At 69.4% G+C, this 15384-nt stretch carries 15 protein-coding genes and 2 tRNA genes; 10 read left to right on the top strand and 7 right to left on the bottom strand.

Translation table 11 applies throughout. The features are described 5' to 3' along the window. Positions 1-416: 416 nt before the first annotated feature. The 4 genes from ACWCV3_RS02685 to ACWCV3_RS02700 all read right to left on the bottom strand — a co-directional run bounded on the left by ACWCV3_RS02685 (position 417) and on the right by ACWCV3_RS02700 (position 2094). Positions 417-872, bottom strand: a complete 456-nt coding sequence (locus ACWCV3_RS02685; protein WP_451217319.1) for a PIN domain-containing protein — start codon at positions 870-872, stop codon at positions 417-419. Then, positions 862-1131: a type II toxin-antitoxin system Phd/YefM family antitoxin gene (locus ACWCV3_RS02690; RefSeq protein WP_451217322.1), complete on the bottom strand. Its 270-nt coding sequence runs from the start codon at positions 1129-1131 to the stop codon at positions 862-864. The genes ACWCV3_RS02685 and ACWCV3_RS02690 overlap by 11 nt, the downstream gene beginning before the upstream one ends. Positions 1132-1600: 469 nt before the next feature. Further along, a complete protein-coding gene (locus tag ACWCV3_RS02695; protein WP_451217325.1) occupies positions 1601-1924 on the bottom strand; it encodes a hypothetical protein in 324 nt (107 codons plus the stop codon). A gap of 100 nt (positions 1925-2024) precedes the next feature. After that, positions 2025-2094, bottom strand: a tRNA-OTHER gene (locus tag ACWCV3_RS02700). An 83-nt stretch (positions 2095-2177) separates the two neighbouring features. On the opposite strand from ACWCV3_RS02700, the gene ACWCV3_RS02705 reads away from it, so the two are divergent. Next, positions 2178-2723, top strand: a complete 546-nt coding sequence (locus tag ACWCV3_RS02705) for a hypothetical protein (RefSeq protein WP_451217328.1) — start codon at positions 2178-2180, stop codon at positions 2721-2723. Here the strand turns inward: ACWCV3_RS02705 and ACWCV3_RS02710 are convergent. Then, complete coding sequence (locus ACWCV3_RS02710) at positions 2680-3471, bottom strand: IS5 family transposase (RefSeq protein WP_451217331.1); 792 nt, start codon at positions 3469-3471, stop codon at positions 2680-2682. The genes ACWCV3_RS02705 and ACWCV3_RS02710 overlap by 44 nt on opposite strands. 383 nt (positions 3472-3854) lie before the next feature. Then, the gene (locus ACWCV3_RS02715) at positions 3855-4448 is read right to left on the bottom strand and encodes a hypothetical protein (RefSeq protein ID WP_302216636.1); all 594 of its coding nucleotides are present in this window, start codon (positions 4446-4448) and stop codon (positions 3855-3857) included. 468 nt (positions 4449-4916) lie between these two features. Here ACWCV3_RS02715 and ACWCV3_RS02720 point away from each other — a divergent pair, with 468 nt between their 5' ends. From ACWCV3_RS02720 to ACWCV3_RS02735, 4 genes are all read left to right on the top strand, one after another. Next, a complete protein-coding gene (locus tag ACWCV3_RS02720; RefSeq protein ID WP_451217334.1) occupies positions 4917-5111 on the top strand; it encodes a hypothetical protein in 195 nt (64 codons plus the stop codon). Positions 5112-5158: 47 nt separating this feature from the next. Further along, entirely contained in the window at positions 5159-6067 is a 909-nt protein-coding gene (locus ACWCV3_RS02725; RefSeq protein ID WP_451217337.1) for a glycosyltransferase family 2 protein, read from the top strand. A 218-nt stretch (positions 6068-6285) separates the two neighbouring features. Then, positions 6286-6951 (top strand): hypothetical protein, encoded by a 666-nt coding sequence (locus ACWCV3_RS02730; protein ID WP_451217340.1) that lies wholly within the window; start codon positions 6286-6288, stop codon positions 6949-6951. A gap of 286 nt (positions 6952-7237) precedes the next feature. Further along, positions 7238-7708: a hypothetical protein gene (locus tag ACWCV3_RS02735; RefSeq protein WP_451217343.1), complete on the top strand. Its 471-nt coding sequence runs from the start codon at positions 7238-7240 to the stop codon at positions 7706-7708. 178 nt (positions 7709-7886) lie between these two features. On the opposite strand, the gene ACWCV3_RS02740 is transcribed toward ACWCV3_RS02735, so the two are convergent. Further along, positions 7887-7959, bottom strand: a tRNA-Arg gene (locus ACWCV3_RS02740). A gap of 272 nt (positions 7960-8231) precedes the next feature. Between ACWCV3_RS02740 and ACWCV3_RS02745 the strand changes: the two genes are divergently transcribed. From ACWCV3_RS02745 to ACWCV3_RS02765, 5 genes are all read left to right on the top strand, one after another. After that, entirely contained in the window at positions 8232-9842 is a 1611-nt protein-coding gene (locus tag ACWCV3_RS02745) for a dynamin family protein (protein WP_451217346.1), read from the top strand. 3 nt (positions 9843-9845) lie between these two features. Continuing rightward, positions 9846-11642: a YfjP family GTPase gene (locus ACWCV3_RS02750; protein ID WP_451217349.1), complete on the top strand. Its 1797-nt coding sequence runs from the start codon at positions 9846-9848 to the stop codon at positions 11640-11642. A gap of 321 nt (positions 11643-11963) precedes the next feature. Further along, positions 11964-12434, top strand: a complete 471-nt coding sequence (locus tag ACWCV3_RS02755; protein WP_451217352.1) for a single-stranded DNA-binding protein — start codon at positions 11964-11966, stop codon at positions 12432-12434. Positions 12435-12701: 267 nt separating this feature from the next. Beyond that, positions 12702-14111: a Cys-Gln thioester bond-forming surface protein gene (locus ACWCV3_RS02760; protein WP_451217355.1), complete on the top strand. Its 1410-nt coding sequence runs from the start codon at positions 12702-12704 to the stop codon at positions 14109-14111. A 235-nt stretch (positions 14112-14346) separates the two neighbouring features. Further along, positions 14347-14850, top strand: coding sequence for a hypothetical protein (locus ACWCV3_RS02765; protein ID WP_451217358.1), 504 nt, complete (start codon positions 14347-14349; stop codon positions 14848-14850). Positions 14851-15384: the final 534 nt, after the last annotated feature.

Raw genomic sequence — 15384 nt, forward strand, 5'->3', positions numbered from 1 at the left:
CATGTCGCTCGGGGGAGTGGGCGGCAGAGATCGCCACCGCACTTCCCGTACAACGGCCCGCGGGAGAGGGGGTCACGGGGGAAACGTGCGAGATCACCCTTTTACGGGGGTCGATCTGGGGTGGGAGGGATTCGCACGGTCTGTCCGAGGAGGGGGGCGGCCGGCCGGCCGGTGAAGGACTCCGGCCCGAACCGCCCCCAAGGCGGTGGAGGCGGGGTGCGCGAGGTGGGCCGGATTCAGCGTCACGAACCCGAACGCGCGGCGCCGGACGTGGGCGGCCATCGCCTCGATCGTCAACGGAAACCGGCGGGCGGCGGTCGGCGGTCGGCGTGGCGAGGGTTGGTGACGGGCGGTGGGTGTCCGCGACCGGGAGCGGAACCACCCTGCCTCCGGCGCAGGGGAGGGCGGACGGGGCACTACCGGTCGTGCGGGATCTCGGGCCGGGTGACGGGCACGATGGTGATCAAGTCGTCGAGGCCCTTGAAGTCGTCGGGGTTGGTGGTGAAGAGGGGAAGTCCCTCGGCGGCCGCGACGGCGGCGATCATCAGGTCGGCAACACGGCGACGGGGCCTGCGGCCCGCGGAGACGACGGCGGCGCAGATTCTGCCGTAGACGCGGGCCGCCTCCACGTCGAAGGGGATGGGGTCGAATTCGTTCTCGGCGCGCTGCAGGACGTCCGTGCGGCGGGCCCGCTCGGCGTGTTCGTCGTAGTCGCTCTGCTCGCCGCCGCGCACCTGGTGGGGGCCTGCGGAGAGTTCCGCGAGGGTGATGGCGCTGATGGCCATCTCGGCAGGCAGCTCGTCGGCGTCGATCCACTTGCGCAGGATCATGATGTTGGTGTCGAGCAGTCCTTGCTCGTGCTCAACGGGCATACGGGTCGCCCAACTCCTGCTCGACGACGGCGTCCTGGTCGTCGCGGAAGGCGTCCAGCGAGATGTCGGGGGCGGTACGTGACATGGCCGCGAACTCGGCACGCGGAACGAAGCGGCGACGGCGGCGGAGCGGGATCAGCTCGCCGACGCGATGCCCGTCACGGGTGACGGTGAACGCCTGCCCTCCCTGGACGGCGTCCATGATCTCTTTGGAGCGGGTGCGCAGATCGCGCTGAGTGATCTCCGGCTGCGCTGTCATGCTGTTCACGATAACGAAGGTGTGCCACTCGGTGCTACACCGTTACTCCGCGATCGTGGACAGGTGAGGACGCCTGCCCGTAGCACGATGTGCATCTGGACATGAAAGAGCCCCTCATGCGTTTCCGCAGCTGAGCCGCTATGTGCGCCCCCGGCAGGACTCGAACCTGCGGCCAAGCGCTGAGAGGATGCGGGCAAGCAGTGGTGGGCTGGACCGGCGGAACTGCGCGAGTACTGCGCTGGGCTGATGAGCACCGCTGCCGTCCGCCGTCGTTGCCGTCAGCTCTGCCCTCACTGCCGTCGGCCGCAGCCTCTGTCAGCACTGCTTTGGGAGTTCGATCTGCCCTACGTCCAGACAGGTCCCGCCTCGTGTGCCGGTACCGCACCTGACTGCTGTGTACAGCTGCCGTCCTGTGCCGTTGATGTCAGGGGGCGCTGGCTGCACTCGGGACAGGCTGCGGCACGGCTGGTCATGCGGGACCCGTGACACCCGTCGCGCCGAGCACAAGACACACCGTGCCGAAGAGGAAGAAGCAGCCCACGGCAATCATGACGGACCCGAGCCTGACGACGCCGGCACTCTTGTGCTCTTGCGCCATCAGTGAGCCTGAGATTTTTTGTCCGATGTCCAAAGGAGCTGGTAGCCGCCCGTTCCGTCGGAGCATCCGTCCGACGCCGATGAGTGCTACGCCGAAGATCAGTGTGAGAGCGCTCGTCCGGAGCTGGTAGAGCGGCTCGTAGGCGTGCGAAACCGCGATGATCAATGAAACCCCCAAAGCGCCTGGCAGGGTCACCGCTGGGCGGTAAGAAACACCATCTCGCCGTACGGCCGGTCAGATACACGAAACGCCCTGAAGGGGAGATCCCCTCCGGGGCGTTTTGGCTGGTGAAGGCTGGCGCCCCCGGCAGGACTCGAACCTGCGGCCAAGCGCTTAGACGCTGTTGTCTTTCCGAGTCTGACGACTGTGTTTTCGCTGCTCAGGGGTAGGGGCGGCGTCGGTGTGGGAGTGATGGGGTGTCGTTTCGTCGCTCTCGTGGAGGTCGCGGATGCCGTCGGTTGTCGGACTGCTGGAACACCACGAGCTTGCCGCTCGTCGTCGTGTGGACGGGCTGCGTGAGGAAGCGGACCGTATCCAGGCCGAGCTCGCGATGGCCGAGCGGGAGTGGTCGGAGTGGACGATCGCCCGTGAACGTGTCGGTGCGGTGCTGTCCGCGCCGGACAGTGACTCAGCCGGCGTCGCCACCGACGTGCCGGAGGGTGTTGTGACAGGAGCCGGGGTGCAGGCGTCACCGCCTCTGGTGGTGACGGCGAGGTCACAGGTTCCGATGTGGCGCGAGGGGCTGACCCAAACGGCACTGTCGGCGGACTACCAGCGCATCCTGGCCGCGATCGATGACCGGATCCGTCTCGGTCAAGGGCCGCTGACCTGTCAGGAGATGGCCGCCGTGTTCGGCCTGGATGTGGTGCCGGCCAAGGTGGAGGGGCTGCGGTCGAAGGCGAAACGCCTGGTCTCACGGGGCTGGCTGGCCGAGCCGGCCCCGGGCCGGTTCACGCTCGCGCGGAGCGTGAGCGGGCCAGGCGGCGGGTCATGATCATGGTCATCGACCAGTAGATCATCGCCTCGGCGCTGCTGGTGGATCGTTCGAAGTCACGGATCAGGCGGCGGCTTCGCATCAGGTGGGCGAAGAGACGCTCGACGATCCACCGCTTGGGCAGCACCACGAAGCCGCGGATGTCGTCGCTCCGCTTGACGATGGCCAGGACCAGCGCGAGCGCGGCCAGGCAGTGTTCGACGAGGCTGCCGGTGTACCCGCCGTCGGCCCAGACGAGTTCCAGCCGGTGGTGAGCGTCGGTCACCCGCTCGAGCAGCACCTTCGCGGCAGCGCGGTCGCCGATGTCCGCGCTCGTGACCATCACGCCCAGCAGCAGGCCGAGGGTGTCGACGACCACGTGCCGTTTGCGGCCGTTGATCAGCTTGCCGCCGTCGAAGCCGCGGCTGTCGGAGCCGACGACGGCGTCCGCCTTGACGGACTGCGAGTCGATCACGCCGGCCGTCGGTTCCGCATCCCGCCCCGACTCCTGACGGACCCGGCCGCGCAGCCGGTCGTGGAACTCCCTGGCCAGCACGTGGTCGCGCCAACGGCGGAAGAACGCATAGACGCGGTCCCATGGCGGGAAGTCGGCCGGCATCGCCCGCCACTTGATCCCGTTGTCCACGAGATAGCGGATCGCGTCCAGTATCGCCCGGTGGCAGTACGCCTCCGGCTGCCCGCCCCGACCTCGCATCCAGCCCGGCACCGGCAGCAGCGGCCGGACCACGGCCCACTCCGCGTCCGTCATGTCCGAGGGATACCGCCGAACACGCTCCGGATGGTCGGCCGCATTCCCGAACCGGTGGGCGACACAATCACACGACAGAGCAGCCGAGTTGAACTCCACCGGCGCGAGCACGTACAACTGCGGCAACAGGGTCTCCTGGACCTCTGTCGGCTTCGCAACCCTGAGCTCCCAAGAGACCCTGCCCCGCTTCACCACCGACTTGAACCGCCTCACACCCGAACAGAGCTAGCAATTCCGCCGAACCGTCGCGGCCTTCGTTGATGACCTGCGCATCGGCTGGCCCGTTCCGCCCGGGCTTACCGGAAGCGCGCCGGGTGCACGGAATCCCGGAGTGCTGAAGAGGCGAGCGGCATGGTGGAAGGGCTCAGTTGGTCTGAGTCTGTTCAGCTGCAGAGAGCGCGGGCCACGGTCTTGCCGTGGAACTGCTTGGCGGCCCAGCCGCTGCCGCTGTCGTTGGGTGCGTTCACGATGATGTCGTCGAGGGATTCGCCGTAGCCGTTCTTGTACCAGGTTTCCCTGACGTAGCCGCCGGCGATGGCCTTGGTGTCTCCCGGGCAGCGCGCGACGGACACGTCTGCTTCCTGGCTGACGGGGCCGACCACAGCCTGCGGAGCCTGGGCCTCGGGGACGCACACCGCGCGGGCAATGACCCTGCCGGTCATCAGCATCGCGCTCCAGCCCTTCCCGTCCTTGAACGGTGCATTGACGGTGACGCCGTCATAGGGATCTCCGCCGCCTGATCGGCTGAAGGAGGTGGCCTGGAAGCCTCCGTTGATTGCTCCCATGCCCTCCGGACAGCGGGCCGAAGACGGTTGTCCCGGCTCGCTCTCTGGGCCGACGACGACCTGCACCGAGGACACCGGAGCCTTGGCCGGCGGGTTCGCCTGGGCAAAGGTCACCCCGCTGGCCGTGGCGGCACCGACAACCGCCGCAACTGCGACACCGGCTACCAGACGTGATTTTCCCCTGAGTTCCACAGTCCTCTTCCCATCAATTTGAGCTGCAGTGGTCTAGCTGATGAAGATCATCACTGACCGGAGGGGGCATCATGCGCAAACAACGGTCATTGACTACTAAAACCACTCGTTGGGGGAAACAGGAACATCAAGAAGCCGTTGTCCTATCGATCTTCAGGGCGGTGTGATCGAAAGCGGGTGCCGGGGCGGTGAATCTGTTCGTGTCCGTGCATGACGAGGGCCGGGGCGGACGCGTCCGAAGGGCTACTGCCACCGCCAGATGCTCGATGCTGTCTTCTACGTCCTCGAAACGGGATCAAGTGGCGGGCGAAGCCGGTGGACTTCCCGCCTGGGACCGGGTCTCCGCGTTCTTCCGCCGACGCCGCGAGCCCGGACTGATCGCAGAGCTCCACGCCCGGCTGCGTGGGAAGGTCCGCGAGCGGGCCGGGCGGGAGGTAGTCGACGGTCGCGGTCATCGACTCGCAGTCCGTGAAGCCCGACGCGGTCGTCGGCGCGGCAGCCGGGGCTACGGCGGAGGCAAGAAAATCAAATGGCAGACACCGGCATCTGATCTGCGACACGGCCGACCCGCTGCTGATGATCAACGTGACCGCGGGCGACAGTGCAGCCGAGTTGAACACCACCGGCGCAAGCACGTACAACCGCGGCAACAGGGTTTCATAGATCTCGGTCGGCTTCGCAACCCCGAGCTATCAAGAAGCCCTGCCTCCATGCCCGCAGTCCGCCGCGATCACTCGATCGAGACTCCCGTTCGACACCCACCCCACAAGATCGGAACGACAACAGCTTCTTACGACTTCATCCTCACTGTGGACTCGGACTCCGTGCTGCACAAGGACGCGCTGTGGCACTGCATGAAGGCCATGTCGGACCTGCGGATCCAGGCAGCCACCGGGCTGACGCTGGTCCGCAACCGGACGGCCAACCTGCTCACGCGCGTGATCGACGTGGAGATCGTGACCTGGTGCCTGGTCACCCGCATGGCGCGCTCCCAACTCGGTGCCGTGGCACCGACCTCGGGCATTCTCGGCCTGTACCGCAAGGAATTTGTGCTGGCCAACCTGGAGGACTACGTGACCTCCGGCACGGCCGGTGACGACCGTCGCCTGACGCACTACGCGCTCCAGCACGGACAGGTCGTCGCGGTGAACGAGGCGTGGGTGTACAGCGCGATGCCGGAGGACCTGAGCGAGCTGTGGACTCAGCGGGTGCGGTGGTTCAAGTCGTACTGGAAGTACGTGGGCTGGGAGCTGACGAACTTCTCGGCGGCCCCGTTGTTCTTCCGGTTGTACGGCCTGGTGCTCACCGTGCTCTCGCCGGTGCTCTACGCCTGGGTGCTGTTCGTGATCCCGCACTACACGGGCAGCAAGGTGATGTTCCTGTACGGCCTGGGCTACTGGATCATCCTGACCTACGCCCAGACGGGCATGTACGCCGCGCTGAGGCCCGAGCTCGGCGCCCGTCAGAGGCTCTTTGCATGGCTCCTGCTGACCCCGCTGGTGTCGCTGGTGAACCTGCTGCTGATCAAGCCCGCGATGTACTGGGCGCTGACTCAGGCCCGGACCACGCACTGGGGCACGCGCAAGGTGGCAGAGTCCAAAGACGTGGTGCCCGCGTGACATAGATGACCAGGGTGGCCCTCCTAATCCTGGGAGGGCCACCCTGGCCGCCTACCGCAACCGGGGCCTCACCGGATCCCAAAGACACGGTGGCGCAGACGACGCCGTCGGGTCGCCGAGTGCCGCTGCCGTCCGCCGTCATTGCCGCCGGCGCTGCCGTCGCCTGTTGATGCATGAGCATGATGCATCTCCGATGCAAATACCGTCCTGGGGGGACCATGAACAGCCGCATCACCGCCGCCGCACTCGCTGTCACAGCGCTGTGCGCGCTCACTGCCTGCGAAGGCACCGACACAAGCAGCACTTCAAGCAAGCCCAGCACCATCGCGTCTAGCAAAAGCCAGACCGATACTGCCCCGAGGACGACTGGTACGACCGGCAGCGACAACAACAGCGGGAAGGCCAAGACTGCAGTCCTGCCCGACATGACGGGCAAGGGTCTCCAGTCCGCCCAGGACCAGGCGCAGGCAGCCGGCTTCTACGCGCTTTCCTCGCACGATGCTTCCGGCCGAGGCCGCATGCAGGTCTTTGACCGCAACTGGAAGGTCTGCTCGCAGGCGCCTATGGCGGGCGAGCGCTCGACGGACACGACCATCGATTTCGCGACGGTCAAGCTGGAGGAGACCTGCCCGGCCGCGGACGAAGGAGCCCAGCCGAAAGCAGCCGGTTCCACCATGCCTGACTTCACAGGCAAGTCTGTCAACGCCGCTCGTGAGGCTCTCGACAGCAGTGCCAGCATTACGGTCAACGACGCCTCTGGGCAGGATCGCTTCATCCTCATGGAGTCCAACTGGCAAGTCTGCAGCCAGGAACCGGCCTCCGGGGTCAAGCTCGACGGGCAGCCGATCACCTTCACCGCGGTCAAGTTCGGGGAAGCCTGCTGATCCACAGCAAAGGACTCCCCACCGCGCCAATCCGTCGCGGTGGGGCCCTCTACTTCGTCGCGCATCGGAGGGCCGATCGTACGGCCACCCCCGGCCGCTGTCTTCTTGCCCTGGGTCTTGCCGGGGATCTTGGTGAACTGGGTTTTCGCTGCTCAGAAGCGGTGGGAACGGGCGCCTAGTGGTCGTCGTTGGTCGTCAATGGCCACTGCCGAGCAACCTCGGACGGCCCAGGGACGGCCCAGGAAGCGAGTGGTGCGAGCTGCTGATCCACACAGCCACGCCGGAAGTGGGCAAGCAGTGGACCGACACCGGCAAGATCCATGAAGAGCGGGATCTCAAGGGCCGTGCCGAGGGGGAGACGCGTACTGTTCCGGGCCATCCGGCCCTGACGCGCATCCTGCGGCGGCACATCGAGAACGAGGAGCTCCGGCCCGGCGACCTGCTGTTTCAGGGGGAGAAGGGCAGCATCCTGGCGGGTTCCGTCATCCGCCGAGCCTGGCGCAGCGCCCGCAAAGAGGTAATGCCTGCGCACGTCTTCGAGTCGCCCACTGGCAAGCGGGTGTACGACATCCGGCACACCCGCCTGACCAAATGGCTCAACGACGGGATCCCGCCCGCACAGGTGGCCGACTGGGCCGGCAACAGCGTGCCCGTGCTTCTGGCCACCTACGCGCGGTGCGTCGAGGGACAGCTTCCTGATCTCAAACGGCGACTGGAGGCTGCCGGAGATCTGCCCGAGCGGCCGGATGTCGGCTGACGGAGCCCACGAAAACTTCGACACGTATTCGACACGGCCACCCGCCAGAACCCGGTGACAGCCGGACGGCCCCGGAGTCTTCCCGTGATCGTCGGGGGAGAGGCCGGGGCCTCTCCATGACCACTGACAACGCGTCTGACCAGCAAAAAGCCCTCCCCGGAGGGAGGGCTGGAAGACGCGCCCCCGGCAGGACTCGAACCTGCGGCCAAGCGCTTAGAAGGCGCCTGCTCTATCCACTGAGCTACGGGGGCCTGGTGCGGGTCAAGGATAAAGCTCCCCGTTCCTTGACCCCGTCGCCGCGCCTCCGTGGCTCGATGTGGAGGTTCGGTGAAGCGGTCAAGATAATCGCAGGCGGGTACGAATCATGCATCGCTTTTGCGCCCGGACGCGCCGGGTGTTGTGCACTCGTTATGCCGGGAGGGGGCCCGCGTCCCAGTCGTCCCTTCCGTCCGGGTCCGTCCCCTCGGCGCGCAGGCATGTCCATATGCTTCAGAATTCCCCTAAAATTGGGCATTCTTCGCATGTGGTGACCTTGGACGTACGCCCTCAGCTACTCGACGCACTCGCTGCCCTGCGCGACCGTGTCGCCGCCGCACGCTATCCGCTCCCCCTGGCGGGAGCCCCGCGTGTGCGCGCCAACCGGGACGAACTGCTCGCCCAACTGGACGACTATCTCGTACCCCGGCTGCGCTCGCCCGAGGCGCCCCTGCTGGCCGTCGTCGGCGGTTCGACCGGGACCGGGAAGTCGACGCTGGTGAACTCCCTGGTGGGACGCCGCGTCACGGAGGCGGGTGTGCTCCGGCCGACCACCCGTACCCCCGTACTCGTCTGCCACCCGGAGGACCAGCACTGGTTCAGCGGCATGCGCGTACTGCCCGACCTCACCCGTCGCTGGGTGTCCCACCGGGAGAAACCCGCCAAGGAGAGCGACACACCCGTCGACGACCACGCGCGCGTGCTCCGCGTCGAGACCGCCGACACCCTCCCGCGCGGACTCGCCCTGCTCGACGCGCCGGACGTGGACTCGCTGATCGCCGGCAACCGCGTACTGGCCGCCCGGCTCATCTGCGCCGCCGACATCTGGATCATGGTCACGACGGCGGCCCGGTACGCCGACGCCGTCCCCTGGCACCTGCTGCGCACCGCCAAGGAATACCGCGCCACCCTGATCACCGTCCTGGACCGCGTCCCGCACCAGGTCGTCGCCGAGGTCTCCCGCCAGTACGGCGCCCTGCTCACCAAGGCCGGCCTCGGCGAGGTGCCCCGCTTCACCGTGCCCGAGCTGCCTGAGTCGGCCTGGGGCGGCGGCCTGCTGCCCGCATCCGCCGTCGCCTCGCTGCGCACCTGGCTGCACCACCACGCCCAGGACCCTGGCGCCCGCCGCAGCGCCCTCACCCGTACGGCGTACGGCCTGCTCGACTCGCTGGCCGCCCGCACGCCGGAACTGGCGAGCGCCGCCGCCGCCCAGTACGCGGCCGCCCTCCGCCTCACCTCCGCCGTGGACGGCGCCTACGACAGCGAGCACGCGCGCGTGCTCGGCAGGCTCCAGTCCGGCACCGTCCTCGCCGGGGACGCCCTCAAACGCTGGCGCGCCTTCCCGCTGGACTGCACCGCCGGTGAACTCCTCGACGCCCTCGCCGAGAGCCTCGGCGCGCTGCTGCTGTGCGCCGTCACCGCCGCCGACGAGCGCGTGGCCGAGTCCTGGCGCCGCGAACCGGCCGCCGCTGCCCCGGAACTCGCCGACCGCGACTCCTCTCCGGAGAGCGCCGAGCACCGCATCGGTCTCGCCGTACGGCGCTGGCGGCGCGAGCTGGAGGAGCACGCCGAGGACGAGGTCCGCGAGCTGGAGCGCGGCAACGCCCCCGACGCCGAGACCGTCGCCGCGCTCGCCGCCGCCGTCGTCCTCGGGGGACGCCGGGCGCGTACGGCGGGCGAGGGGCTGGCCGAGCGGATCGGTGCGCACGGCGCGCTGCGGCTGCGCGACCGCGCCGGGCGCCTGCTCACCGAGCACGTCGACCGGGTCCTGCACGGCGAACGCGAGCGCCGCCTCGCCCCCCTCGACGCCCTGGACGTCCATGCCGAGTCGCAGGCCGAACTCATCGCCGCGCTGTCCGTACTGCAGAAGGAGAGGTGACCGGTGACCACCGCCGCCCAGAAGGACCAGAGGGATCACGTCGACGCCACGGGTCCCGCCGACGAGGAGCCGCACGCGCGCGTGGAGGGCGATCAGCGCCTCGATGACGAGGTCTCCTGGGACGACGGCCTCATCGCCCGCCGCGTCACCGACGGTGGCGCGCCTCCGGAGGCCGCCGTGCGCGGCGCTGCGAGCGGGCCCCCGGCCCCGCTGGCGTACGACGGCCCCCTGCGCTCCCGCCTCGACGCGCTTCGTGAACTGGTCGGCCTGTCCCGCGCGCGCCTGGACAACCAGACCCTCGCCGAGGCCGCGCGCGTCCTGGACGAGGCCACGGCCCGCCGCAAGCTGTCCGGGCAGCACACCGTCGTCGCCATCGCGGGCGCGACCGGCAGTGGCAAGTCGCAGTTGTTCAACTCGCTCGCCGGGGTGGCCATCTCCGAGACGGGCGTGCGCCGTCCGACGACCGCCGCGCCCATCGCGTGCAGCTGGAGCGACGGCGCCGCGACCCTCATCGACCGCCTCGGCATCCCCGGCCGGCTGCGCCGCCGCCCCCTGCAGAGCGCCGAGGACGAGGCGCGCTTGCGCGGGCTGGTGCTGATCGACCTGCCCGACCACGACTCCGCCGCCGTACAGCACCGCGAGCACGTCGACCGGATCCTCAAGCTGGTCGACGCCGTCATCTGGGTGGTCGACCCCGAGAAGTACGCCGACGCCGCGCTGCACGAGCGCTATCTGCGGCCGATGGCGGGCCACGCCGAGGTGATGATCGTCGTGCTCAACCAGACCGACCGGCTGCCCGCGGAGGCGACCGAGCAGATCCTCGACGACCTGCGCCGCCTGCTCGACGAGGACGGCATCGCGCTCGGCGAGTACGACGAACCCGGCGCCACCGTCCTCGCCCTCTCGGCGCTCACCGGGGACGGCGTGGGCGACCTGCGCGAGACGCTCGGCAGAATCGTGGCCGAGCGGGACGCGGCCGCCCGCCGGGTCTCGGCGGACGTGGACGCGGCCGCCGCCGGCCTGCGACCGGTGTACGCAGCCGGGCAGGGCGTCGGGCTCAGCGAGGAGGCGCGGGAGGAGTTCTCCGGGCGACTCGCGGACGCGGTCGGCGCCACCGCGGCCGGGGAGGCCGCCGAACGCGCCTGGCTGCGCAGCGCCAACCGCGCGTGCGGCACGCCCTGGCTGCGGCTGTGGCGCTGGTACCAGGACCGCGGCGGCCCGCAGACCGGCAGCCTCCCGGTACGCCGGTACGCCGACGCCGAGGCGACCGCGCGCCAGCGGGTGGAACAGGCGGTCCGGACGGTGTCCGACCGGGCTGCCGCCGAACTGCCCGCGCCCTGGGCGCAGGCGGTGCGCGAAGCGGCCGTACGCGGGTCACAGGGGCTGCCGGAGTCGCTGGACGAGCTCGCGGGCCGGGCCGGGCTGCCGCCGGGACGTCCGCCCCGCCCCGGCTGGTGGCCGGTGGCGGTGCTGGTGCAGGCGTCGATGACGCTGCTGCAGATCGTGGGCGGGGCGTGGCTCGTCGGGCAGATCGCGGGTGTGCTGTCGCCGAACCTGGGTGTGCCGGTGCTGCTGATGCTGTGCGGGATCGTCGGGGGGCCGCTGGTGGAGTGGGCCTGCCGGCTGGCGGCACGGGGGCCCGCACGGCGGTACGGGCAGGAGGCGGAGCGCAGGCTGCGGGAGGCGGCGGCGAGCTGCGGACGGGCCCGGGTGCTGGACCCGGTGGCCGCGGAGCTGCTGCGGTACCGGGAGGTGCGGGAGCAGTACGGGCGGATCGCGGGGGTGGGGGTCGGGCGGTAGTGATGCCAGGGATGGGCCGGGGCGGCCGGTGGAGAGTGTGACCACTCGATCGGGTGACGGAGTTGCCCGCAAGTGGGGAGCTGTCCACAGCGCTCGGCAGGGCGGGGCCGGGTGGGCGCAGTCTGGTGCCACGGCGATCGCACCGCCCGCCCGACCCGGATCGTCCGGGTGGGGGGACGGGCGGGATTCGTGATCGGCGGTCGTGCGGCGCGCCACGAGTGAGACCGGTGCGCGCCGCACGGCATCAGAAAGCCGTACGGGACAGGCCCGTCGCGGCACCGGCGGCCCGGTGGCGAGCGCCGGGCGAGGGAGGGGATCACGATGAACGAGACCGTGCTGTGCGTGGTGGGCAACGTGGCGACGCGGCCCGTGTACCGGGAGCTGCCGAACGGCCCGTCGGCCCGGTTCCGGCTCGCGGTGACCGCGCGGTACTGGGACCGGGAGAAGAACCTCTGGACCGACGGGCACACTAACTTCTTCACGGTGTGGGCCAACCGGCAGCTCGCCGTCAACGTGGCGGCGTCGGTGGAGGTGGGGCAGCCGCTCGTGGTGCAGGGCCGGCTGAAGGTGCGGTCCGAGACGCGGGAGGGGCAGCAGCAGGCGTGGGCGTCGGCCGACATCGACGCCGTGACGATCGGCCACGACCTGACGCGGGGGACGGCGGCGTTCCGGCGCTCCGCGAAACCGGAGACACCGGCTCGCGCGGAGACGCGTCCCGAGCCGCAGTGGGAGACACCCCCTCCCACGGAACCGGCGGATCAACCAGAGGCGACAGCTGTTCTGGTGACGTGACGCCATCCCCTGTCTGACCGAGACGTGGCTTATCGGTGAATGCGCCGCGAACACACCATCCGGTGCGGTGGATTTGTCGATAAGCCAGCCCGTGGCACGCCCCCGCGATAACGATTCCAGCTCGGATCAGTCGTACGACCATCCGACCGCCGGGTGCGGGCTTCGTTGATCCATAGGATGCCCAGGCGAACACCCCCCAGGGGTTGGTGATTTCTGCTGGCGGGACCGCCCCCCAAGTCCAACGGGTCCTGCTCGAAGGGGAATTCTGTGCTTTCTGCGTTCTCTGGGTTCACCCGGTCCACCGCGCCCGTGAAGGCCGGTGCCCTGACGCTGGCCTGCGGGCTGGCGGCGGCGGGTGTGCTGTCCGGCGCCGGTACGGCCCTGGCCGACGGCAGACCGCAGACGCAGAACGGGGCGACGGCCACAATCAACGGCCTGAAGACGTACGGCGAGGCCGTGATCCACGAGGACGGCGGCACCGACCTGCGGGTACCGGCCGGACTGTTCGACATGTCCGTCGACGGCGGCGGCACCCTCCAGACGTACTGCGTCGACCTGCACAACCCCACGCAGCGCGACGCCAAGTACCAGGAGACCCCCTGGAGCGGCACCTCGCTGGCCGCCAACGCGAACGCCGGGCGCATCCGCTGGATACTCCAGAACTCCTACCCGCAGGTCAACGATCTGGACGCGCTCGCCCGCAAGGCCGGCGCCACCGGGCTGACCGAGGAGGACGCGGCGGCCGGGACCCAGGTGGCCATCTGGCGCTACTCGGACACGGCGAAGGTCGACGCGGTGGACCCGCAGGCGGAGAAGCTCGCGGACTACCTGGAGAAGAGCGCTCGCCCCGCGGCCGAGCCCCGGGCCTCCCTCACGCTGGACCCGCCCGCTGTCTCCGGCCGCCCCGGCGGCCTGCTCGGACCGGTGACCGTGCACACCGACGCCGCCGCCGTGATCGTCTCGCCCCCGGCGGACGCGGCGGCCCAGGGGATGCGGATCATCGACCGCACCGGCAAGGTGATCACCTCCGCGCACGACGGCAGCCGGCTCTACTTCGACGTACCCGAGGGCGCGCCGGACGCCGCGGTGCAGGTGGCGGTGCAGGCGTCCACCACCGTCCCGGTGGGCCGTGCCTTCGCCTCCGAATCGCGCAGCCAGACGCAGATCCTCGCCGGGTCGAGTGAGTCCACGGTCTCGGCTACGGTCGACGCGTCCTGGGCGGCCGAGGGCGCTGTGCCGGCGGTCTCGGCCCGCAAGAACTGCGCCAGGGGCGGCGTGGACGTCACGGTCGCCGACAAGGGCGACGAGCCGTTCACCTTCGATCTTCTGGGCACCTCCCACACGGTCGCCCCCGGCAAGGTCGAAACGATCACGGTCCCCCTGAAGGAGGACCAGTCCTACGACTTCACCGTCACCGGCCCCGGCGGCTTCGCCCAGCGCTTCACCGGCATCCTCGACTGCGCCACCCAGGGCCCGGCGACGGCCGCCTCGGTCCAGACCCTGAGCGAACCGACTCCGATCACCCTGCCGGGCGAGGCCCCCGGGGGGACGGACCTCGCGGCGACCGGTGGGTCCGCGCTGACCCCGGTGATCACGGGTGCGGCGATCGGGCTGGTGGTCATCGGCGGAGCGGTGCTGGTGATTCTGCGGGGGCGGGAGAACAAGGCGGGGGAGTGAGTGCCCCGCTCCCCCGCGCAACGCGTCTTCCCGTCGGGGCAGTTGGAAAGCGCCTCGGCGGCAACTGGTCCGGGTCGACATCTCCCCGCCGCGGGCGACGCATGATCAGCTTGCGCTGTGGAAGCCATCATCGCCAGCGCCATAGCCGTCCTGGGCACCCTGCTCGGCTCAGGGATCACGGTTCGGTGCGCAAGGCCAGGGGTTGTTTGTCGGCGCAGTCCCATAGCCTGCGCTCATGACGACCGCTGAGTCCGGATCCTTTTCGAGTGCGGCTATTGAGGAGTACCTCTCCTTGATCGACGAGCTGCTCGCACAGCCTTTCCCAGAGGCGAACTTCCATGACGACACCGGGTGCGGTGGCCCTGAGCATCGTGTGCGCATCCTGCGGGACAGTCAGGAGTTCTGGGATGACGATGACGGCCGGGCGGCGCGCGAGGCTGACGCAGACCTGCGGGCCTACCTGGACGCCCTGATCGCAACCCTTACGGCACGCTGGGGCGAGCCGCTCGCCGTTGACCTGTTGCCGTATCTGCGGGCCGGCCTCGAGGGGGAGGCGGTGTCCGAGCCGATCAACTGCCTGAGCCAGCTGGCTGGAAGCATGCAGGCGTGGCCGCACCGGGATCCCGACCGCTGGCTCGGGCTCGCCATTGGACAGGGGGATAAAGAGTTGCCGCTCGAACTGCTCGCGGCGGTTGGCCAGACCCCTGCGCTTGAGCCGAGCGCGTCCGGCCGGTCATGAGCGGAGCCAGATGATCGCGGTAGCCACGGTGACCGTTCCGAGAAGGACGTAGCCGCGCTTGTCGTAGCGAGTGGCCACGGCCCGGGACTGCACGAAGCAGTCACATGATCGCCCGGACAGGTCCGGAGATACCGCCACTCAGGCTGCGAGCGTCGACCAAGCTCATGTCAACGGACTGTTGACGTCTGACATCAACGACTGACACCGACAGCGACGAACAAAGCAGGACCGTGGCGGTCCCCAGCGACTACTGCACCGCCCAGGTCAGGGAGTTCTTCGGGGCCCCAGTCGTCCAGTGATCGACCCGACAAGGATGAGGCCAGACCTTGAAGTCCTTGTGCCTCACGGGGCGCTGTCCTGAGCTGATGGACAGCGCCCCGCTGGTTTAGCCAGCCCCACGGTCTTCGTGATTCAGCGCCCGTAGACCTGGCCGCGCACTAGGCACAGTCCACGATCTCGGAGACAGGGAGCGCTGAAATCAGAGGCGTCTGCTTGTGCGCGTTGGGGGTATGGGCGGTGCCAGCGCTGCCTTCG

The sequence above is a fragment of the Streptomyces sp. NPDC001781 genome (assembly GCF_053596035.1).